General features: G+C 67.5%; 18 protein-coding genes and 1 pseudogene. 10 read left to right on the top strand and 9 right to left on the bottom strand.

Translation table 11 applies throughout. The annotated features are described in order from the left end of the window. The first annotated feature begins 55 nt into the window (after positions 1–55). Genes Q7514_RS08560 through Q7514_RS08570 form a run of 3 tightly spaced genes read left to right on the top strand, consistent with a single transcriptional unit; the run spans position 56 to position 7,445 of the window. The gene (locus Q7514_RS08560; protein ID WP_330132828.1) at positions 56–3,412 is read left to right on the top strand and encodes an ATP-dependent helicase; all 3,357 of its coding nucleotides are present in this window, start codon (positions 56–58) and stop codon (positions 3,410–3,412) included. After that, positions 3,409–6,756 carry an ATP-dependent helicase gene (locus Q7514_RS08565; protein ID WP_330132829.1) on the top strand — a complete coding sequence of 1,116 codons (3,348 nt, stop codon included), beginning with the start codon at positions 3,409–3,411 and terminating at the stop codon, positions 6,754–6,756. The genes Q7514_RS08560 and Q7514_RS08565 overlap by 4 nt, the downstream gene beginning before the upstream one ends. Positions 6,757–6,761: 5 nt before the next feature. After that, positions 6,762–7,445 carry an alpha/beta fold hydrolase gene (locus Q7514_RS08570; protein ID WP_330132830.1) on the top strand — a complete coding sequence of 228 codons (684 nt, stop codon included), beginning with the start codon at positions 6,762–6,764 and terminating at the stop codon, positions 7,443–7,445. A gap of 7 nt (positions 7,446–7,452) precedes the next feature. Here Q7514_RS08570 and Q7514_RS08575 read toward each other — a convergent pair whose 3' ends face one another. Further along, the gene (locus Q7514_RS08575; RefSeq protein ID WP_330132831.1) at positions 7,453–7,842 is read right to left on the bottom strand and encodes a DoxX family protein; all 390 of its coding nucleotides are present in this window, start codon (positions 7,840–7,842) and stop codon (positions 7,453–7,455) included. A gap of 34 nt (positions 7,843–7,876) precedes the next feature. On the opposite strand from Q7514_RS08575, the pseudogene Q7514_RS08580 reads away from it, so the two are divergent. Together Q7514_RS08580 and nudC are read left to right on the top strand one after the other, a co-directional pair. Continuing rightward, a pseudogene (locus Q7514_RS08580) lies at positions 7,877–8,613 on the top strand (potassium channel family protein); the annotation flags it as partial. Positions 8,614–8,623: 10 nt separating this feature from the next. Further along, positions 8,624–9,523 carry an NAD(+) diphosphatase gene (gene nudC, locus Q7514_RS08585; RefSeq protein WP_330132832.1) on the top strand — a complete coding sequence of 300 codons (900 nt, stop codon included), beginning with the start codon at positions 8,624–8,626 and terminating at the stop codon, positions 9,521–9,523. Here nudC and Q7514_RS08590 read toward each other — a convergent pair. Continuing rightward, a complete protein-coding gene (locus Q7514_RS08590; RefSeq protein WP_330132833.1) occupies positions 9,513–10,130 on the bottom strand; it encodes a TetR/AcrR family transcriptional regulator in 618 nt (205 codons plus the stop codon). The genes nudC and Q7514_RS08590 overlap by 11 nt on opposite strands. Before the next feature lie 118 nt (positions 10,131–10,248). Between Q7514_RS08590 and Q7514_RS08595 the strand changes: the two genes are divergently transcribed. Continuing rightward, the gene (locus tag Q7514_RS08595) at positions 10,249–11,109 is read left to right on the top strand and encodes an SDR family NAD(P)-dependent oxidoreductase (RefSeq protein ID WP_330132834.1); all 861 of its coding nucleotides are present in this window, start codon (positions 10,249–10,251) and stop codon (positions 11,107–11,109) included. A 49-nt stretch (positions 11,110–11,158) separates the two neighbouring features. Here Q7514_RS08595 and Q7514_RS08600 read toward each other — a convergent pair whose 3' ends face one another. Then, entirely contained in the window at positions 11,159–11,428 is a 270-nt protein-coding gene (locus Q7514_RS08600) for a mycoredoxin (RefSeq protein ID WP_408016059.1), read from the bottom strand. A 130-nt stretch (positions 11,429–11,558) separates the two neighbouring features. Between Q7514_RS08600 and Q7514_RS08605 the strand changes: the two genes are divergently transcribed. Further along, a complete protein-coding gene (locus Q7514_RS08605; RefSeq protein WP_330132835.1) occupies positions 11,559–13,694 on the top strand; it encodes an ATP-dependent DNA helicase UvrD2 in 2,136 nt (711 codons plus the stop codon). Positions 13,695–13,727: 33 nt separating this feature from the next. On the opposite strand, the gene Q7514_RS08610 is transcribed toward Q7514_RS08605, so the two are convergent. Together Q7514_RS08610 and Q7514_RS08615 are read right to left on the bottom strand one after the other, a co-directional pair. Beyond that, positions 13,728–14,750, bottom strand: a complete 1,023-nt coding sequence (locus Q7514_RS08610; protein ID WP_330133085.1) for an alpha/beta hydrolase — start codon at positions 14,748–14,750, stop codon at positions 13,728–13,730. A gap of 248 nt (positions 14,751–14,998) precedes the next feature. Then, positions 14,999–15,358, bottom strand: coding sequence for a VOC family protein (locus tag Q7514_RS08615; RefSeq protein ID WP_330132836.1), 360 nt, complete (start codon positions 15,356–15,358; stop codon positions 14,999–15,001). Positions 15,359–15,497: 139 nt separating this feature from the next. On the opposite strand from Q7514_RS08615, the gene Q7514_RS08620 reads away from it, so the two are divergent. Together Q7514_RS08620 and Q7514_RS08625 are read left to right on the top strand one after the other, a co-directional pair. Continuing rightward, the gene (locus Q7514_RS08620) at positions 15,498–15,638 is read left to right on the top strand and encodes a hypothetical protein (RefSeq protein ID WP_330132837.1); all 141 of its coding nucleotides are present in this window, start codon (positions 15,498–15,500) and stop codon (positions 15,636–15,638) included. Between the two features lie 122 nt (positions 15,639–15,760). Next, a complete protein-coding gene (locus Q7514_RS08625) occupies positions 15,761–16,072 on the top strand; it encodes a WhiB family transcriptional regulator (RefSeq protein ID WP_206039552.1) in 312 nt (103 codons plus the stop codon). Positions 16,073–16,148: 76 nt separating this feature from the next. Here Q7514_RS08625 and Q7514_RS08630 read toward each other — a convergent pair whose 3' ends face one another. The 3 genes from Q7514_RS08630 to Q7514_RS08640 form a co-directional block, all read right to left on the bottom strand. Further along, positions 16,149–17,474 carry an ABC1 kinase family protein gene (locus Q7514_RS08630; RefSeq protein ID WP_330133086.1) on the bottom strand — a complete coding sequence of 442 codons (1,326 nt, stop codon included), beginning with the start codon at positions 17,472–17,474 and terminating at the stop codon, positions 16,149–16,151. 38 nt (positions 17,475–17,512) lie between these two features. Then, complete coding sequence (locus tag Q7514_RS08635; protein WP_330132838.1) at positions 17,513–18,394, bottom strand: TOMM precursor leader peptide-binding protein; 882 nt, start codon at positions 18,392–18,394, stop codon at positions 17,513–17,515. A gap of 94 nt (positions 18,395–18,488) precedes the next feature. Further along, on the bottom strand, positions 18,489–19,916 hold the full coding sequence (locus Q7514_RS08640; protein WP_330132839.1) for a zinc-dependent metalloprotease: 1,428 nt from the start codon (positions 19,914–19,916) through the stop codon (positions 18,489–18,491). An 87-nt stretch (positions 19,917–20,003) separates the two neighbouring features. Here Q7514_RS08640 and Q7514_RS08645 point away from each other — a divergent pair, with 87 nt between their 5' ends. Further along, positions 20,004–21,029 (top strand): YlbL family protein, encoded by a 1,026-nt coding sequence (locus tag Q7514_RS08645; protein WP_330132840.1) that lies wholly within the window; start codon positions 20,004–20,006, stop codon positions 21,027–21,029. 38 nt (positions 21,030–21,067) lie between these two features. Here Q7514_RS08645 and Q7514_RS08650 read toward each other — a convergent pair whose 3' ends face one another. Then, positions 21,068–21,667: a PPA1309 family protein gene (locus Q7514_RS08650; RefSeq protein ID WP_330132841.1), complete on the bottom strand. Its 600-nt coding sequence runs from the start codon at positions 21,665–21,667 to the stop codon at positions 21,068–21,070. Positions 21,668–21,754 lie beyond the last annotated feature (87 nt).

Genomic DNA, 21,754 nt, shown 5'->3' on the forward strand with positions numbered 1-21,754 from the left:
GTGGACGACGGAGGTGGTGCGCCGGCCTGTCGGACCCTTCTGGTGGGATACCGGTATGACCGACGCCGATCTCCGCACGGGACTGCGGGGCGCTCCTGAGCGCCCGCACCGCCCCGCCGCGCGGCTCGTCCGGCGGCCGGATGACAGGTCCGTGCCCCGGGCGTGGGCACCGGACGTCCAGCAGATCTTCGCCGACGCTCCGCCCGCCCCACAGTGGCGACCGTGGCAGGTCCTCGGCGGTCCAGGCACCGGGAAGACCGGCCTGCTCGTGGACCTCGCGGTACATCGCATCGCGTCCGGGGCTCAACCCGACTCGGTGCTCGTGCTCACACACTCGCGGCGGGCGGCCACGGCGGTGCGCGAGGCGATCACCGCGGGCCTTCTGAGGGCAGGCGCGGCGAGTGGTCCGCGCGCCACCCGCGAGCCGCTCGTCCGCACGGTGCACTCCTACGCGTTCGCCGTGCTGCGCCTGCAGGCGTCCGCGCACGGGAATCCTCCGCCGCGATTGATCACGGGTGCCGAGCAGGATGCGGTCCTGCGTGAGCTGTTGCGCGGCGACATCGACGACGGCGCGACGATGTGGCCTGAGCGTCTTCGACCCGCACTCGGCATGACCGGTTTCGCCGTGGAATTGCGCGATCTGATGCTGCGGGCCAACGAGCGCGGTCTGGGTCCCGAAGACCTCATCGAGCTCGGTGAGCGTCGTGAGCGCCCCGAATGGGTCGCGGCCGGGTTGTTCGCGCAGCGGTACGAGCAGGTGATGCTCCTGCGGGGAGCGGTGGGGCTCGAGGCTCCCGAAGCCACCGCTCCGGCGCTCGATGCTGCCGAACTGGTCGGCGCAGCACTCGCGGCGTTCGCGACCGATCCGGATTTGTTGGCGGGGGAGCGCACTCGCATCCGGCATCTTCTCGTCGACGACGCCCAGCATCTCGATCCGCAGGCCGCTCATCTCGTGCGGGTCATCGGCACGGGTACACGCACGAGCACGATTGCGGGCGACCCCGACCAGAGCGTGTTCACCTTCCGCGGCGCCGATCCGGAGTTCCTCACCGGGCTCGCCGGGCACGATCTGCAGCGTCGCGTCATCTTGGGCACCGACTTCCGCGCGGCAGTGGGGATCGCGTCCGTCACCGACGCGATCGCCGGACGTCTCCCCGGGCTTCCGCCACATCGCGGCGCCTCGGTGCCCGAGGTTCCGGTCTCCGACGGCATTGCTCCAGGCGCTGCGGTGGCCGACGACACCGGGCGGGTGCGCGTGGCCGTGATGTCGTCGCAGGCGAAGGAGGCGGCTGTCGTCGCCGATACTCTGCGCCGCGCCCACCTGGTCGACGAGGTGCCGTGGTCGAAGATGGCCGTGATCGTCCGATCCGTCCCGCGGGTGCTTGCGCCACTTCGCCGTGCACTTCTTGCGGCCGGTGTACCGATGACCACGGCCGCATCCGAATTACCTCTGGCCAGGCAGCACAGTGTCGCCGGGATGCTCCTGGTGCTGCGGGCGGTGTCCGAGCGCCGTTTCGGTCCCGAGGAGGCGCTCGCGTTGTTGTCGGGTCCGGTCGGCGGCGCCGAGCCGGTCGCGTTGCGTCGGCTCCGGCGCGGACTGCGCCGGGTCGAACTTGCCTCCGACGGCGACCGTGACTCGGCCGAACTACTCCGGACACTCCTCGTCGAGGACTCCGCCGAGTCCGACCGGATGATGCGAGGACTGACCGACGTGGAGGCGGCCCCTCTGAAACGGGTGCGGTCGGTGGTGGCCAAGGCGCGATCGGCATTGCTTCGCGGCGGAGGTCTCGAGGACGTGTTGTGGGCGGCATGGCAGGCAACCGGCCTGGAACGTCGCTGGGTGGCGGCATCCGCGCGCGGCGGCCCGGTGGGCGCACAGGCCGACCGCGATCTCGACGCGGTGGTGGCGCTGTTCGACGCGGCAGCCGACTACGTCGACCGGCTCCCACGCGCCCAGATCTCAGGATTCGTCGACTACCTCACCGAACAGGAGATCCCGGGCACGGTGCGCAGCCGTGCCGCGGCCGAATCCGAGGCGGTCACCGTCCTGAGCGCGCACTCCGCGGCGGGCCGCGAGTGGGATGTCGTCGTGGTCGCCGGCGTACAGGAAGGGTTGTGGCCGAGCCTGCGGGCGCGTGGCAGCCTGCTCGGCATCGAAGCACTCATCGACGCGGTGTCCGGGGCCGACGGAGGAGACGGCAGCACCACCCGCCTCTCGCGGACGGCCCCGTTGCTCGCCGACGAGCGGCGGCTGTTCCTCGTCGCCTGCAGTCGTGCACGCACGCACCTTCTCGTCACGGCGGTCGACTCGGTCGGCGGCGATACCGAGCTGGTGCGGTCGCGGTTCGTCGACGAGCTTCTCGGATCCGACGACGAGAACGGTTCCGAACAACCGGTCGTGCCCGACGAGGTGCGCACGCGCGTACTCGCCCTGCCCGCGATCGTCGCGGAATTGCGTTCCGTCGTATGCGATCCGGTGCTCGTGGAGCACGAACCCGACCGGGTACAGCGTGCCGCCGTGCAACTCGCGAGGCTCGCCCGCGCGGGAGTGCAGGGCGCCCACCCCGACAAGTGGTACGGCACCGCAGATCCGAGTACCGATCTGCCGCTGTGGGAGCCGGACGAGGATGCGGTACGCCTGTCGCCGTCCACCGTCGAACAGCTCGTCACGTGCCCTCTCCGCTGGATGTTCGAGCGCCACGGCGGATCCGACGGCGAGAACTCGCACGCTGTGACAGGCACGCTCGTGCATACCCTCGTTCAGGCGCTCGCGGGGCGAATCCCCCCGGACCGGATCGATCAGGCGCTCGAGAACGCGTGGGGTTCGGTCGATCTCGGTTCCGACTGGTATGCGCGCCGCGAACTCGAACGGACGCGCAGAATGCTCGACACCTTCTCGACATGGCTGCAGGGCACCCGCGGCGAACTCGAGGAAGTGGGCGTCGAGGTCACGGTCGACGGCATGATCGAACCCCGTAAGGAAGGCGCGCCCCGGATACGTCTGCGCGGGCGAATCGACCGGCTCGAACGCGACCCTGACGGGCGCCCCGTGGTCGTCGACGTCAAGACCGCGAAGAATCCCGTGTCGAAGGACGCCGCGCGCGACCACGCTCAGCTGGCGGCCTATCAGGTGGCGGTCGCCGAAGGAGCTGTCGAGGGGGTACCCGCAGCGGCGCCGGGTGGTGCGCGCCTGGTGTTCGTCGCCAAGCCGCACAACAAGGAAGGGGCCACCCAGCGAGTCCAGCCCCCCCTCGACGACGAGGGGCTCGAGCAGTGGCGCGAGGTGATCCACGAGGCGGCGGCCGCAACCCGCGGACCACAGTTCCTCGCTCAGGTCAACGACGGATGCCGGCACTGCCCGGTCCAGTCGAGTTGCCCCGCGCACGATGCAGGCAGGCAGGTGACCGGATGAGCCGGGCCCGGGTGAGCGCGGAGCAACTTGCCGAGGCGCTCGGACAACCGTCCCCGACAACCGAACAGACCGCCGTCATCGAGGCGCCGATGGGTCCCGCCCTGGTGGTGGCCGGCGCAGGGGCGGGCAAGACCGAAACCATGGCGGCGCGGGTGGTGTGGCTCGTCGCGAACGGCTACGTGGAGCCGGAACAGGTGCTCGGTCTGACCTTCACACGCAAGGCGGCCCAACAGTTGACCACCAGGATCCGTCGGCGGCTCGCGAAACTCGCCGGGTCGTCGCTGATCCGCGACCTCGACCCCGCCGGCGGACTTCGCAGCCGTATCCTGGGCAGCGAACCGGAGGTCGGGACGTACCACGCGTATGCAGGGCGCCTTCTGGGAGAGCACGGGCTGCTGCTGCCGATCGAACCGTCAGCGGCGTTGCTTTCGGAAACCGAGCTCTGGCAGATCGCGCACCGCGTGGTCAGCGCGTGGGACGGTGAACTGGACACCGACCGGAACCCCGCGTCGGTCACCGAGACCGTCCTCGCGTTGTCCGGTCAGCTCGCCGAGCACCTCGTCGATCCCGAAGAGCTGGCAGAAGCACATACCGACCTCGACACGCTGATCCACACGTTGCCGGGCGGGCCGGGGCAGCGCGGTGGGCCGTCGAAGACGCTCCTCGGTTACCTCGAGACCCAGGATGATCGTGTGCAACTGCTCCCTCTGGTGCAGCGACTCGCCGAAACCCTGCGCCGTGAAGGCGCACTCGACTTCGGTAGTCAGATGTCGCTCGCGGCGCGTGTCGCCCGAGATCATCCGGAGGTCGGAGCAGGCGAACGTGAGCGTTTTCGTGTAGTCCTGCTCGACGAGTACCAGGACACCGGGCATGCTCAGCGGATCCTACTGTCTGCACTGTTCGGTGGCGGCCAGGACGGTGGTCTCGCTGTCACCGCTGTGGGTGATCCCATGCAATCGATCTATGGGTGGCGTGGTGCCTCGGCAGCGAATCTTCCGCGCTTCGCGACAGACTTCAGGCTCCCCGACGGCGAACCCGCGCCGAAGCTGGAACTCCTGACCAGCTGGCGTAATCCGCCGGAGGCACTCGAACTCGCAAATGTGTCATCCGAGCCTCTGCGTGAACGAGGTGTCGCCGTGAGCAGGTTGAGGCCACGACCCGATGCGGTCCCCGGCGACGTGCGGATCGCGCTGCACAGCGATGTCGACGCCGAACGCAACTGGGTGGCCGACCGGATCGCCGCCGAATGCGCGGCCGCCCGCGCCGAGGGCATACCGCCGCCGACCGCTGCGGTTCTGGTGCGCCGCAACGCCGACGCAGCTCCTATCGCCGAGGCACTACGTGCTCGCGGATTGCCGGTCGAGGTGGTCGGCCTCGGTGGTCTCCTGCACACACCGGAGGTCGCCGACGTTCTCGCGATGCTGCGTCTCGCCGCCGATCCGATGGCAGGCAGTGCTGCCGTACGGGTCCTGACGGGCGCCAGATGGCAGCTCGGCGCCGCCGACCTGCGTGCTCTGTGGCGGAGGGCGCAGGAACTGGCGATCTCCGGCCGCCACGGCGTCGCCGGCGCTGTCACGGATCCCGATGCTCTCGACGACGCTCTCGATTCGGCGTTGCCCGGCGAGTACGCCGACCAAGCAGGGCTTGCCGATGCGATCTCGGATCCCGGTAGGCCGGAGCAGTATTCGAAGTTCGGATTCGCACGGATCGCGGCGCTCGCCCGCGAACTCGCGTCGCTGCGCGAACGGCTGGGGCAGCCACTGACCGAACTCGTGGCCGAGGTCGAACGTGTCGTCGGCATCGGCATCGAGGCGCAGGCCCGGGTAGGCAGCCGCAGCGGGGTGGCCGGGCGCGAGCACCTCGATGCGTTCGCCGACGTCGTCGCGTCCTTTGCCGGTCGCGGCCACGCGACCTTGCCCGGACTGCTCGCATACTTGTCGGCGGCCGAGGAGATCGAACAGGGACTCACCCCGGGGGAAGTCGAGGTCGACCCGGAGCGGGTACAGATCCTGACGGTCCACTCGGCGAAGGGCCTCGAATGGCAGGTCGTGGCCGTCCCGCACGTGAACACCGGGATCTTCCCGTCGACCACCGGAATATCGACGTGGCTCGGTGCGCTCGCCGAACTCCCGCCTGGGCTCCGCGGCGATCGTGCTCAGCCGGGAGACGAGCCGGGTGGGAGCACAGACGGTGTGCCCGTGCTCGACCTCGCCGACCTGTCCGACCGCAAGATGCTCGAGAACGCGATCGATGCCCACAAGGATGCCCTCAAACGGCGCAAGCACGACGAGGACAGGAGACTGTTCTACGTGGCGCTGACCCGAACCGAGCGGGCCCTGTACGCGTCCGGACACCACTGGGCCGATACCGGGTCGGAGCCCAAAGGGCCGTCGGAGTTCCTCACGGAATTACATGCACTGCTGACCGCACGCCCGGGTCTCGGAGCGATCGAGCAGTGGGAACCCGCACCCGAGCCGGGTACTGCGAATCCGATGACCGAGACGCCGCGCAGCGCCGTGTGGCCGCGCGACCCACTCGGAGCGCGTCGTGGTGCAGTCGAACGCGGTGCCGCGCTGGTGCTCGACGCGGTGGCCGCCGGCGAACCCGAGCCACCCGACGATCCCGACGACCCGGATGAGTGGGCAGCAGACGTCGACGCGCTCCTCGCAGAGCGCGAACAGCGTGCCGAACTCGGCGCCGAAGTGGTGATGCCCGCGCAGTTGTCGGTCAGCCAGCTCGTGGATCTTTCCGCGGATCCTGACGCTCTCGCGGCACGTCTGCGCAGGCCCCTGCCGTTCCGGCCCAACCCGCTCGCGCGCCGCGGTACAGCGTTCCACGCGTGGCTCGAACGCCGCTTCGGCGCGACCCGGCTGCTCGATCTCGACGAACTGCCCGGCGCTGACGACGAAGGCGGCGACGAATCCGACTTCGACAGGTTGCAGGAAGCGTTCCTGCGGTCGCCGTGGGCCGCACGGAACCCGATCGAGGTCGAGGTGCCTTTCGAAACGTCCTTGGCCGGCACCGTGATCCGTGGCCGGATCGACGCGGTGTTCGAGGATCCGGACGGCGGCTGGACGGTGATCGACTGGAAGACCGGCGCCGAACCCGATGCCGACAAGCTCCCGTCGGTGGGGATGCAGCTGGCTGCGTATCGGTTGGCGTGGGCGAGGTTGATGGCGGCGCGCACCGCGCGGATCACCGGACGTCCCGCAGAACTTCCGCTCGACAAGGTCCGTGCGGCATTCCACTATGTGAGGACGGGCCGGACGGTGTCGCCCGACGACCTTCCGGGCGCCGATTCCCTCGAACGGCTCGTGCGATCGGCGGGTGCCGAGAACGGGTGAGTGCGATGTCGACGTTCGTTTTGTTGCCAGGCGCGGGATCGGACTCGTGGTACTGGCATCGAGTGGTGCCGTTGCTCGCGCAGCGCGGACACACGGCGATGCCGGTCGACCTCCCGTACGGCGACGATCAGGCCGACCAGCGTACCTATGCCGACATCGTGGTCGCGGCGATCCTGGGTGCCGAGCGACCGTTGATCGTCGTGGGGCAGTCGATGTCGGCGTTCACCGCGGTCCTCGTCGCTGAGTGTGTTCCCGTCGACGAATTGATCCTGGTGGCGCCGATGATCCCCGCACCCGGCGAATCACCCGGGCTGTGGTGGGGCAACGTCGGGCACGAGGAGGCCAAGCGCACCCAGGACGTCCTCGACGAACGCGATCCTGATGCGGCACCCGACCCTCTGGAACTGTTCTTCCACGATGTGCCCACGGAGTTGCGCGATGAGGCGTTCTCGCGTGAAGAGACCCGGTTGTCGGAGAAGGCCTTCGAACCACAGTGGGATGCGGTGAGGTGGCCCGACGTTCCGGTGCGGGTCATCGCCGGTCGCAACGACCGGCTGTTTCCGCTCCCGTTCCTCACACGGTTGGCGAACCACAGACTCGGTGTCGAACCGGAGACGGTCGACAGCGGTCATCTTCCGGCGCTCGCGTGTCCGTCGGAGCTCGCCGAACTCCTGCTGGAGCGCCGGTAGGAGGACGTCACGAACGGGCGGTACGCCGGACCTTCAACGCTTCGGTGACGAGTGGGATCTGCAGGGGAAGACGGGCCACTGCCAGGGCCTTCGCCGCGGGGGAGACGCGGTTGCTGCGAAGCCAGCTCATCGCCATCTGCACGTTCGCGGGAAACACCGCGACGAACAACGCCGCGGCGAGGGTGCCACCGAGCCGGCGGGTGCGGGGAACCGCCAGCGTCGTCGCGACGGCCAACTCGGCTACACCCGACGCGTAGGTGTAATGACGAGCCTCGCCCGGCAACTGCTTCGGCACAATGCTGTCGAACCGTGCCGGCAGGACGAAATGCAGGACGCCGGCGCCGGCGAGGAGAGCGGCGAGGCGCAACGCCGGGCCGCGGGAACGTTGCGGGGACATGCACGCCACACTAGCGCTCTGAGCGTAGGCTGCCGTCTTGGCCGGTACGACACGCTCGGACCGGCCGATACTCTGCGACAGGCATTCGAGATTCAGCGATGGAGGCGCCGCGTGCGTAATCACACCGTCGTCATCGGTTACGGCACCAAAGGCCATACAGCCGTCGATGCGATGCTCGGCGACGGGGTTCCCCCGTCCGAGATCGTGGTGGTCGACACCGACCCCCACGTCCTCGAAGCCGCGGAGCGTCTGGGACTCGTCACGGTGCAGGGCTCGGCCACCAAATCCGACGTGCTGCGACTCGCGGGCGTCCAGCACGCGGCCGCGGTGATCGTCGCGGCGAACCGGGACGACACCGCGGTTCTGGTGACTCTCAGCGCACGCGAGATCGCGCCGAAGGCGAAGATCGTTGCGGCGATCCGTGAATCGGAGAACACCCACTTGATGCGACAGTCGGGAGCCGATTCGGTGGTGATCTCGTCCGAGACCGCGGGACGGCTCCTCGGTATCGCCACGACCACCCCCAACGTCGTCGAGATGATCGAAGATCTGCTGACGCCCGAGGCAGGCTTCGCGATCGCCGAACGTGATGTGGACGAGAGTGAGGTGGGGGGTTCGCCCCGTCATCTCAAGGACATCGTTCTCGCGGTGGTGCGCGACGGCCGCATGTGGAGGATCGGGTCTCCGGAGGTCGATGCGATCGAGCCCGGCGACAAACTCCTGTACATCCGGCTGGTGTCCGGTTCGGCTTCCGGAGCGATGCGCGGTTAGTGTGCACGGTGTGACGGCTTTCGCATTGGGTGAGACACCGCTGTTGTCGCGCACCGTCGTCGAGCGTGCCGAGGAACTGCGCTCCGACGTCGACGCGCTTCGCTCCGGATGGGCAACAGCGAAGCTCCTGCGGATCGATCGCCGAGGCCAGGCGCCTGTCGCCGGATCGGTTCTCGTGCTGGCCGAGGCCACCGAACTGGGGCCGGAACCTGTATCCGGCGCAGTGTTCCTCGGGATTCGCGACGGTCTGCACGTGTGGGCGGTCCGCGTGCTCGCACAGACCGGAACGGTCGCCGACCTCCGCCGGGTGGGCGAAGATCTCGGTGATGCCGACGCCGATCTGATGGTCAGTGCTGTGGCGCTGCTCAATTGGCACGATCAGGCCGCATTCAGTGCTGTCGACGGTTCCCCCAGCGAGCCCACCGTCGCGGGCTGGTCGAGGATCAGCACCGTGACCGGTCACGAGGAATTCCCCCGAACCGATCCGGCCATCATCTGCCTCGTGCACGATGGCGACGGCCGCGTTCTCCTGGCCCGCCAACCGTCGTGGCCCGAGCGCCGCTTCTCCGTGCTGGCGGGATTCGTCGAGGCAGGGGAATCGCTCGAAGCCTGCGTGGTTCGTGAGATCCGCGAAGAGGTCGGAGTCGACGTCCACGACGTGCAGTACCTCGGAAGTCAGCCGTGGCCGTTCCCGCGCTCGCTGATGCTCGGGTTCTCCGCAGTGGCGGATCCGGACCAGAGGGTCGAGTTCCTGGACGGAGAGATCGCTGAGGCACGGTGGTTCACGCGCGACGAGGTGCGCGCTGCCCTCGCCGTAGGCGACTGGGCGTCGCCGGAAGACGCGCCGTTGTTGCTGCCCGGCTCGATCTCGATTGCGCGCGGACTGATCTCCGGCTGGGTCAACGGCTGATCGCCGAATCGGTACGTCGTATTCCGTCCAGCGCGACTTCGACCATGCGGTCGGCGTAGTCGGCCGTCAGTGGCCCGGTACGGAACAACCATCGCTGGGTCAGAGGCGAGAAGATCGCGTCGAGTGCGGCGTCGAGGTCGAGGTCGTCCGGTAGTTGACCGGATTCCTGTGCCGTTCGGAGTCGTTGCTTCTTCACCTCTCGTGTGGGTGCCTCGAACCGCCGCAGGTACTCCTCGGCGAGTGCGTCGTCGGTGAGGACCGCGACGGTCAGTGCGCGGAGAGGTTTCTCGAATGCGGGGTCGTGTAGTTCCTCGATCGACGCGCGCATCACCGTTTTCAGGTCCGCGTCGAGGTCGCCGGTGTCGGGAAGGCCCGGCGAATTCTCGGAATCACCGGTGTTCTTGCGCAGGAATGCGTCGAGGAGCACCGCCCCCTTGGACGGCCACCACCGGTAGATCGTCTGCTTCCCGACACCGGCGCGTGTGGCGATTGCTTCGATCGAGAGGCGCGCGTAGCCGACTTCGGCCACGAGTTCGACGGCCGCATCGAGTATTGCGGTGTGCGAGGCGGCGCTGCGTCGCGAACGGTTCGGTTCGATGGAGGGCATGGCGCGATCATACGTTCCAGTCGAGACGAGACGGACCGTATTGACTCGCGCGAGGGATAAGGTTACTGTTTCGATCATAACGAGACGGATCGTCTCGTCTTATTTCGAGGAGGCGCAGATGACTCGATCGGATACACGAGAGCGCGTGTGGTTCGTCACCGGAGCGAGCCGCGGTCTGGGTAGGGCGTTCGTCGATGAAGCGCTCGCGGCGGGCGACCGTGTGGTCGCCGTCTCCCGCACGATCGACACCGTCACCGATCTCGACGACGACAGAGTGCTCAGGCTTCCCGTCGACGTCACCGACCGCGCGGCGGTCTTCGGGGCGGTCGATACCGCCGTCGAACGTTTCGGTCGCATCGACATCGCGATCAACAACGCCGGAACCATGTGGTCGGGTTTCGTCGAGGAATTCGACGAAGCGCAGGTGCGCGCTCAGATGGAGACGAACTTCTTCGGGGCGCTATGGGTGAGCCAGGCGGTGGCGGGCGTGATGCGGCGCCAGCGAGGTGGCCACCTCGTGCAGATCTCGAGCATCGGCGGTGTCGTCACCGGACCGACCTCCGGAATCTACAGCGCGAGCAAGTTCGCACTGGAAGGCGCGAGTGAGGCACTTGCTGCGGAACTTGCGGGCTTCGGCGTCGACGTCACCATGGTCGAACCCGGCGGATACTGGACCGACCTCTACACCGGGATGGGATTCACCGAGCCGTCCGACGACTACGCGCAGCTCCGCGCCGACATCGCCGAACAGTTCGCCGATGCCAGTATCGACAGCGAGCCGGCCCTCGCGGCCACGGCGATCAGCGCACTCGTGGACAGTGATGCGCCGCCACTGCGTCTCATTCTCGGCAGTGCGGTACTCGACGCGGCCGTCGACGCAGCGAAACAGCGTGTCGACACCTGGTTGGCGTGGCAGGAGGTGAGCCGGGCTGCGGAGTCGGCTGTCCCGGCTCCCGGTGGACGAGTGCTCACCGAATGAGTCGGGCGGTGCAGGTCCGCGACGGGCACCGCCCGCCCGACCGGCCGATCTACAGACCCAGCGCCCGCTTGACGGCGGACAACGGCGGATTGGTTTCGGTCGTCCCGTTCGCGTACTTCACCGTCGGGACGACATGGTTGCCGTCGTTGACGCTTCCGACGAACTCCGCGGCAGCGGGGTCGGACTCGATGTCGATCTCGGCGTAGCCGATGCCGTTCTCGTCGAGCTGCTTCTTGAGGCGCTTGCAGTACCCGCACCATGTGGTCGAGTAGATGGTGAGCGCGTGCGTGTCGGCGGTCGAAATATCGGAGGTCGTCATGACGGCGACAACGTCACGCGGGGCCCGATCTGTTCCACTTCCCCTCGAATGTGTTCTCGGACACAGGCGGCGCGCGGGGTGGTGACGCCGGTCGGTCGCGATGTCGGTCCGCACTGCCATGATGGGGGTCATGCGTGTGGAAGCGGCGGTGGACGGTCTCGACCCGGAACAGGCAGTAGCGGTCCTCGCACCCCGGGGTCCGGTGTGTGTTCTCGCCGGCGCCGGTACCGGCAAGACCCGCACCATCACGCGCCGGATCGCTCACCTCGTCTCCGACGGCCACGTCTCGGCCGGGCAGGTCCTCGCTGTCACCTTCACGGCGCGTGCCGCGGGAGAGATGCGCTCGCGTCTCCGGGAACTCGGGGTCGGCGGATCGGGTCCGCAGGTTCAGGCCCGCACATTCCACGCTGCCGCTCTGCGGCAGCTGCGCTACTTCTGGCCGCAGGTCGTCGGCGATATTCCGTGGCATCTGCTCGACCGCAAGTTCGCGGTTGTGTCCCAGGCAGCACATCGCGCAGGTTTCCCGACCGACACCGACACGGTCCGCGATCTCCTGTCCGAGATCGAATGGGCGAAGGGGTCGCTCCACGCACCCGAGGACTACCCGGCGGCCGCCGCCCGGGCACGGCGCGAGCCGCCCGCCGCCCCCGAACGGGTCGCGAAGGTCTACGCAGGATACGAATCCCTGAAGAACCGGGGCGAAGAAGGCATCTATCTCGACTTCGACGATCTGCTGTTGCAGACGGCGGGCGCTCTCGAGGGCAACCCGACGGTGGCGGAGGAGTTCCGCGACCGGTATCGGTGTTTCGTCGTCGACGAATACCAGGACGTCACACCGCTGCAGCAGCGCGTGCTCGATGCGTGGCTCGGCGAACGGGACGATCTGACGGTGGTCGGCGACGCCAACCAGACGATCTATTCGTTCACGGGAGCCTCGCCCAAGTATCTACTCGACTTCTCCCGCCGGTTCCCCGAGGCCACCATGGTCCGGCTCGAACGCGACTACCGATCCACTCCACAGGTCGTCGACCTCGCGAATCGGGTGATCGGTCAAGCACGAGGCCGGATCGCCGGCACCAGACTTCAGCTGATCGGTCAGCGCCCGCCCGGGCCAGAACCGGTCTTCGCCGAATACGACGACGAGCCCGCCGAAGCGAAAGCCGTCGCGAAGGCCATCGCCAAGCTGCTGCGCGACGGCGTCGCGGCCTCCGAGATCGCCGTGTTGTACCGGATCAACGCTCAGTCCGAAGCCTATGAGCAGGCCTTCACCGAGACCGGCATTCCCTATCAAGTTCGAGGGGGCGAGGGGTTCTTTCAGCGCGCCGAGGTGCGCCAGGCGGTGAACGCCCTGCGTCAGACCGGCTCGCGCGACGACCTGCCCGAGGACGCGGATCGCGGAAGCAACCTCGTCAACCTGGTCCGTGCCACCTTCGTTCCGCTCGGCCTGACCGACACCGAACCTGCCGGTACCCAGGCGCGCGAGCGGTGGGCGTCGCTCACCGCCCTCGTGCAGCTCACCGAGGAACTCCTCGAACACGAACCGGATCTGACGCTCGCGAACCTGCTGCGCGATCTTGCGGCGCGCGCCGAGGCCAGACAGCCACCGACCGTTCAGGGCGTGACCCTCGCGTCCCTGCACGCGGCAAAGGGGCTCGAGTGGGATGCAGTGTTCCTCGTGGGGCTCACCGACGGCATGCTGCCGATCACGCACGTCACCGGCGACAAGGACACCGCACCCGACGAAGCCGGCATCGAGGAGGAACGCCGGCTGTTGTATGTAGGGGTGACACGCGCGCGTGTGCATCTGCAGTTGTCCTGGGCGTTGTCGCGCACGGAGGGCGGGCGCAAGACCCGCCGCCGATCACGATTCCTGCTGGGGTTGATCCCCGACAGTTCGCCGGCGTCGAAGATCATCGAACCGGCGCCGTCGAAGAAGAAGCGCCCGCACTGCCGGGTGTGCGGGAAGCCTCTGATGACCTCGACCTCCACGAAACTCGGCCGATGCGAGGGATGCCCGTCGAACCTCGATGAGGACCTACTGGTGGCGTTGAAGGACTGGCGACGCGATCGATCCAAGGAACTCAAGGTTCCCGCCTACGTGGTGTTCACCGACAACACCCTGGTCGCGATCGCCGAACAGCAACCGGCCGACGATCGGGCGCTCGTCTCGATCCCGGGAATCGGCGCGAGAAAGCTCGAACAGTTCGGGGCCGACGTCCTCGCGCTCGTGCGCGGTGAGCGGGCCGCCGATACCCTCGATCTGTAAGACTCAGATCTGTAGGACCCAGATCTGAGGGACTCAGCGGGTCTGCAGTGCCGGGGCGATCGTGGTGCTCCACGCTTCGCGCAGCTGATCTTCGAACAAGGCCCAGGTGTGGGCGCCGGTGTCACGCATCGACACCGTCGCCGGGACACCCGCTGCTTCGAGCGAATCGACGAACATTGCGGTGCATCGGTGCACGAGTGCTTCGACGACCATGCCGCCGACCGGCGGGATCGCGCCCTCCGGGATCTGGTCCACCGCACCCACAGCCCCGCGGGACGCGCTGACGTACACGGCGGTACCGGCGAGTTTCGCGGCATTGGCAGCGGGGTCGTGTGCTTTCCACCCCCGGCTGCCAGGCGGGCCCCACATGTTGAACGGGTTGTTCAGCCCGCTGGCGATCATGGTCGAGATACCCACGCTGGCAAGGAGATTGCTGGGAGCAGGGCATCCGCTGAACGATGCGGCAGCCTGATACAACGCGGGTGCTTGGATCGCGAGATCCAGCGCAGGCCCGCCGCTCATCGACAACCCAGCGACCGCGTTGAGTCCGGTCCCGTCGAACTCGCTGTCGATCACGCCCGGCAATTCCCGGGTCAGATAGGTTTCCCACATGTTGATGCCCAGGATCGGATCTGGGGCGCCCCAATCCGTGTAGAAGCTGAATCGCCCGCCGATGGGCAGTACGACGGTCACGTTCTTGTCGGCGAAGAAGGCGGGGGCCTGCGAATTGTTCATCCAGCCGACGCCGTCCTCGCCGCCGAGTGCACCGTTGAGGAGATACAGCGTGGGTAGCGAGCCGCCGTGTGCGGGCCGGAGAACGTCGTTGGAGATCACCCGATCCATTGCCGGGGAGTAGACGTCGACGACGGTGTGGGTGGGGGAGATCTCCCGGGTCTCCACCACATGCGGAGCGCGATCCGATACGGCAGTGTTCTCCGATATGGCAGTGTTCTCCGATGGTTGCGGTTCCGCGGCGGGCTGCGCCGCGGCGAGGCCGTACGCGCCGATCCCGAGGGCCAACACTGTAATCGACGACGTAGACAACACGCGCAACATTGACCTCACACACAACTTCCGCATCACTCGATAGTCGCATTCGACAAGACGGCGGGGGTCGCGTGGCGGTGTGGGGTCGGTTGCAATCCGGTCTCGTCCGGCTCTCGGTCACTGATTCGGGGGTCGGAACGACCGACTTGTCGCTTTTACGTGGAGTGTATTGATCGCTGCGGTGCCGAGCTATTCGGTCCTCTGGGTGCGAGTGCGGACGACATGGGTATCCGAGGTTCGCCGACCTCGAGATCCCGTCAGCACGAACAAAGGCAGAAGTGGTGGCCCGCCGGGTCCCGGAACACACGAAACGTCGTCGCTGTCGATGGGCCGTGGACTCGGGTCGCGCCGAGATCGAGTGCGACTCGCTCGGCGTCGTCGAGGTTCGGGACGTTGAAGTCGAGGTGGGCGATGACGCCTTCGTCCGGCCATCGCTGCGGAACGAAGTCGGGCGCGAGCTGGAATGCGATCGCGGTGCTTTCGTCCCGGGCCAGTTCGAACCACTCGTCCCGGTCCGTCTCGATCTGCCAGCCGAGTAGGTCGCGATAGAAACCGGCGAGCGCTCGCGGGTCGGGGCAATCGAGCACGGGAATGAATCTCCTCGTTGCGAGTGTCATGTATCCACGGGTAACCGTCGTCGTAGACCAACAAACCTGCAGGTAGAAAATAACTTGTGTCATCCGCGGGGGCATCACTACTCTGGATGACGATGTCACGGGAGAGCCCGTGCACGAACCACGGTAGGAGGTAGCACCGATGCTCGGCTTCACAGCGCTCGCACTCATCGCTGCCCCCGCCGCCGGGGCAGCCGACGTGGCTGCTCTGCGTGCCCGTCGTGTGCGTGCAGCAGCCGTCTCGTCCGTGGTCAGGATTCTGCCCGAGGTTCGCCTCCGGTAGTCGCATCCGAATTCCAGGCCACGGACCCCGCCCAGCGGACCGTGGCCTTCTTGCTTTTCGGCCCGGTTCGCACCGCATTTCATCCGAACCAGCGAAAAGGAGCTCTCGTGCCGAGCGACACCCTGTCGACCGCCCCGCACGATTCCGACGGAGATACCGGTGCGCGTGCCGGAATCCTGCCGTGCCACAACTACGATCCGGACCTGTGGTTCGCGGAGACGCCCGCCGACCTCGAGCGTGCCAAGGAACTGTGTTCCGCATGCCCCGTGCGTTCGCGGTGCCTCGCAGCCGCCCTCGATCGCGAGGAGCCCTGGGGAGTATGGGGCGGCGAAATCCTCGACCGTGGAACGGTCGTCGCACGCAAGCGCCCCCGGGGGCGTCCGCGCAAGCATCCCGTCGTCACCGATCCCGACAAGGAATTGGTGTGTGCATGATCTACTCAGGCGGCCGGGGGAGGGCCATGCCCCGGCCGCCCGGGGCGGCCCCTCCTGCCCCGGCCGCCCGGGGTGGTCACTCGTCGACGAACCCCGGCAGCCACTCGGTGAGGATCCGCATGTAGGGCGCGTATGCGTCCAGTTGAGCGCAGATCCCCACCGAACCCAACAGAACCCGGAAGATGCTCAGATACTCGGGCGGAAGATTCAACGTGCGGGCAGTCCGGAACTGAGGACCGGAGAAGTCGGTGGCCACACCCGCGGCCTGCTGCAGCCAGGACCGGGTGAAATGGAACGACTCGGTTCGGATCGGGTCGGTGAACGGCCGGAGATAGTCGGCGATCTCCTGGTCCGTCACCGTCCGGCCGGGTAACACGAACTTGCTGTCGTACAACAGTTGCGTCAGCTCGTCGAACCGTTCGTCGAGCGCAAGCCGGACCATCCGTCCCAGTACCGGTGGGAAACCGTCCGGCATCGCTGCGGTGGCGCCGAAATCGATGACGCCGAGACGTCCGTCCTCGAGGAGCATGAAATTGCCCGGGTGCGGATCGCTGTGCAGTAACCCCACTCGTGCCGGTGAGGAGAAGTGGAACTCGGCGAGCAAGGCGCCTGCCCGATTACGTTGCTCCCGCGTCCCGCCCGTGATGATCGACGACAAGGGAGTGGCAGAGAGCCATTCGGTCACAGTGACTTTGGGGGCACTCGCGACGACGCGCGGCACTTTGAACTGCGGGTCGTTCTCGAACACCTTCGAGAATGCGCGTTGATTGTCGGCCTCGGTACGGTAGTCGAGTTCCTCCTCGGTCCGTGCCGAGAGTTCGTCGAGGATTGCTCGTACATCGGTGCCTGGCATCACGGTCGAAAACAGGCTCGCGAACCGCGACAGCGTCTTGAGGTCGGCGCGCAGCGCCTCGTCGGCGCCCGGGTACTGCACCTTGACCGCGACCTCGCGGCCATCGGACCACACCGCCCTGTGCACCTGGCCGATGCTGGCCGACGCGGTCGGTACATCGTCGAACGACGCGAATCGCTCACGCCACTTGGTGCCGAGCTGTTGGTCGAGCATGTGATGTACGGCCTTGGCCGGCAGCGGTGGTGCCTCGGCCTGGAGTTTCGTCAGGGCCTCTCGATACGGCTCAGCGAACTCCTCGGGGACCGCAGCCTCCATCACGCTGAGGGCCTGCCCGAGCTTCATGGCGCCACCCTTGAGTTCGCCCAGCACGGTGAACAACTGTTCCGCGGCCTTCGCGGTCATCTCGGCGTCGATCTCGTCGCGATCGCCCCCGGCCAGACGCCTGCCGAAGCCCACAGCGGCGCGCCCCGCGATACCCAGCGGAATGCTCGCGAGTTTGGCGGTGCGGGAAGAGCTTCTGCGCGGGATGTCTGCCACGCACACCATCATGCCTGACCGGGCCCACATGATCTCCGGCCCGGGGCGGGTCACCTGGCGCATTCGCAGTCCGGGTGACGGAACCAGCGTCGCCTCGACAACCGGTACGACGAGAGATCTATCTCCACGGTGTGATCGGCCACAGCAGGCGACACGGACCCGGCAAGAATTGCATCGAGCTCTCCCAGCGCGATAGCAGCGGTGGCGAGAACGGCCGCGCGCTCGGCATGCGCGGGCCGATCCCACAGCTGAGCGGCGAGGACCGGCCACGAGGGATCGAGATCGGTGCGGGTCAGATCTGCGCATCGCAGGCAACTCGTTCGACCGGGGACGACAAAGGGACCGACGATCCCGCGCCCGTCCCTCGTACGGACAGTCAGATGAGGGACACGATGCCGCATGAGGTCGCGCACCACGAGTGGATCCGGCACCTGGATGTCGGCGAGGACCACGCACGCGAGGTCCTCCTGGAGACGTTCGTCGCCGGTGTACCTACCCGCCCGGAACCACTTGGTGTCCCGCAACGACAGCTGCGTGCACAGTGCATCGGCGAGCGGACCGTCGCCGTAGATCCGGATCCGCTGTGCGGGTCCCGGCGCGACCCGGGGCCGGGGCCGTGCCGGCGCCCGGACGATCCCGGTGGCGACGAGATCATCGAGCAGCAACCGAACCCCGGCGGGGTCTGCCCCTCGCTCGACCGCGGTCTCGACGAGTTCGTCATCCGTGTGCCGTCCGTCCAGCAACTGCAGGACCGTGCGCACATCGAATTCGTCGAGTCCCTCGGGCGGCACGATGACGCGACCGGTGTCGGGACCCCACCCCAGCTGTACACGACCATCGGTGCGTCTCAACACGAGCAGTGCGGGGTCGCACGAGAGACCGGCATGAGCGTCGGTATCGACCGACGCTTCGGTACGGACGGAACTGGTCATACCGGGAAGCTTCGCAGCCGCGTTGCTCCACCCGAGGTCGTTCAGGCCAGGTTATCCACAGGTTCGAATGCCTGTGACCAGGGCAAAGACGGTCTCAGTCCGATTCGTCGGGATTCTCGTCGTCCGAGTTCTTCTCACGCTCGGCCTTTTCGCGTTCCATCGTCGCCTTCAGCTGCGCGATGGGGTCGTCGAACGCATCGGTTCCGCCCCCGATCACCCGATCGACGAACGCGGTCGGATTGTCGAGGTCGGCGGAATCCGGGAGTAGGTCGGGGTGTGCCCAGACATTGTCGCGTGAATCTGCGCCGGCATCGGTGGTGAGGCGTCGCCACAGTGTCGCGGCCTCCCGCAGCTTCCGCGGCCGGAGCTCGAGACCCACCAGCGACGCGAAGGTCTGCTCCGCCGGACCGCCGGTGGCGCGTCGACGACGGAGAGTCTCGCTCAGCGCGGACACGCCGGGGAGACGATCGCTGAGAGCGTCCGACACCACGATCTCGACCCAGCCCTCGATCAGTGCCAGCATCGTCTCGAGCCGCTCGAGTGCAGCCTTCTGCTCCGGCGTGGTCTGAGGTTCGAACGCGCCTTGCCCGAGGAGTTCCTGGATCTTCGAAGGATCGGTCAGTGCCGCCGGATCGATGCCCTGAGCAAGATCCTCGATGGCCGAGAAGTCCATCTTTATTCCGCGGGCGTACTCCTCGACCGCGCCGAGCAACCGCTGACGCAACCACGGCACGTGGCTGTAGAGCCGCTGGTGTGCGGATTCGCGTGCCGCCAGGAACACCAGCACCTCCTGCGCCGGCTGCTCGAGTCCCTCACCGAACGATTCGATCGCCGCGGGCATCAACGCGGCCGTACCTTCGGGCCCGAGAGGAATCCCGATGTCGGTGGAGGTGAGCACTTCCTTCGAGAGCTGGCCGAGGGCCTGACCGAGCTGCGAGCCGAACGCGAGGCCGCCCATCTGGGCGAACATGCCCATCATCGGGCCCACCATCGTTTTTGCTTCTTCTGGAAGCCCCTGCACCATCATGCCGTTGACCTGTTCGGCGATCGGGTCGGCGAGACGCTTCCATGTGTCGAGCGTGTTGTCGAGCCAATCGACAGGGGTCCAGGCCACGGCCTTGGTTGCGCCGGCCGGCAGCGTCGTCGCGGCGTCGAGCCACAACTCCGCGAGACGTGCCGCGTCGCGCACGGCATCGGTGGTGCCGGCGGACACCGGGGTGACCGACCCGATCTGCTGACGGGCGAGCTTGGTGGCGACGTCGTAGTTGACGGGACCGGACTCGCCGGTACCCATCGCGCTGCCCATGCCGCTGAGCATCTGGCCGAACTGGCTCAGCATCTGCCCGAGCTGGGACGGGTCGAAGCCTTGCGCGCCGAAGGGGTTGTCGCCGCCGCTGCCCGGCACGCCGAAACCGAACGGAGATCCGCCCCCGGAGCCGCCTGCGCCGCCGTCGGACCCCCCGTCCTTCTTACGGTCGGGATCGTCGTCGGGGTTCGAGAATCCGAAGGGGGTGTCGCTCATACCGTCAACGGTACAAGGGGACGGAGCCGGAAACGGCCGGTGTGGTCACGCTGAACGCGAACATCGTGCGCCCGCTACCCTGGCCGGGTGAATCGACGCCTCGTGATGCCCCTTGCCGTTCTGCTCCCGGTAGTGGTCCTCGCGGTGCTGGCATTCAATGTGCGTGTGCCGTACGTTGCGCTCGGCCCAGGGCCGACCTTCGACACGCTCGGCGACGTCGACGGGACACCGGTCATCGAAATCGAGGGCGTCGAACCCGACCCCACAACCGGCGAATTGGTGATGACCACGGTCGGTGTCACCGACAACCTGACGCTCGCGCAGTCCGTCCTGGCCTGGTTCAGCGGACGTTACGGTCTGTCGCCGCGTGAACAGGTGTACCCGCCTACTCGCAGCAAGGACGAGGTCAAAGCGGCAGATCACGCACAGTTCGCGCAGTCCGAGCTCAGTGCCGAGCTGGCAGCACTCCATTACCTGGACATGCCGGTGACCCTCCGGGTCGCGCAGGTGGCAGACGACGCCCCGGCCGCGGGGCTGCTCCATGAAGGCGACCGGATCCTCGCGGTGAGCGGTGAGACCGTGAGCACCGCCGGCCAGGTGCAGCGCGCGGTCGGCGACACTGCGCCGGGCAGCGACCTGGAGATCACGATCGAACGCGACGGCGTCGAAGAGCTCGTTCCCGTCACGGTCGGAGAGCGCCCGACCGACCCGGACAAGGGCTTCCTCGGAATCGGCACCGAAGAGATTCCGGACGTGCCGTTCACCGTCTCGTTCAATCTCGCAGACGTCGGTGGCCCGTCGGCGGGCCTGATGTTCAGCCTTGCCGTCGTCGACAAGCTGAGCCCGGGTGAACTCAACGGCGGGAAGCACGTTGCCGGCACCGGCACCATCGACTCCGACGGTGTCGTGGGGCCGATCGGCGGCATCACCCACAAGCTGACCGCGGCCGCAGAGGGCGGCGCCGAATACTTCCTGGTTCCGGCCGACAACTGTGCCGAAGCGTTGACCGACACGCCTGACGGCATCCAGCTGATCGAGGTGGAGACCCTCGAAGATGCAATCGACGCACTCGCGTCCGTCGCTTCCGGCGGCGACGCGCCCACCTGCGGCTGACCGAACAGGGACGGGCCGGGTGGTGGTGGAGCTCCCGATCAGTCGTCCTCCGCGGCCTCCAGCGTCGCATAGAGCGCCTCGACGACATTCGGAGCGAGATCGTCGGCGGTGCGCAGTTCGGCGCCCGCGAACGGATCGTCGTCGGTGGGACGAAGCTCGAGCAGGCTCATGGACGGGCCGTCGCGCAGCACCGCGGTGATCAGGCGAGCCTCGCGACGGTCGGGGTGCGTGCGCGCGGCGCCGAGTGCCGCATCGTCGGCTGCATGCCTGTCGGCGAGCCGGGGGACGAGTGCTTCGTCCAGGTCGGTTTCCGCGCTCGGGGGAAGCACGACGATCTCCTGCACGAGCGCGCAACCGGACACCGAGGCCGGCCAGCTGGTGGTCGCGAGGAACTCGTCCAGTGCCGGGCTGCCCCCCTCGATGTCGTCGGGCAGCAGATCCTGGACGATCGGCGTGTACTCGTGGCCGTCGTCGAGCTGGTCGCTGAGGGTCGGTTCCGCTGCTGCGAGCAGCGCGGTGGGGACCAGAGCGAACATCACCGGAGGTCGGTCCCAACCCTCCGCATCGACGAAATCGACGATCTCGTGGACGGCATGCGAGAGCGCATCGGGAGAAGGGACAGGGAGGTGATCGTTCACATGCCTATCCTGACATTCGAAAGACCGGGATGTGCCCACCGGAGCGGCGGGTGCACCCACGCCACGCGGTTTCCGTAGAGTAGGGCG

Source organism: Rhodococcus artemisiae, from assembly GCF_036327795.1.
GTDB classification, from domain to species: Bacteria; Actinomycetota; Actinomycetes; order Mycobacteriales; family Mycobacteriaceae; genus Rhodococcus; species Rhodococcus artemisiae.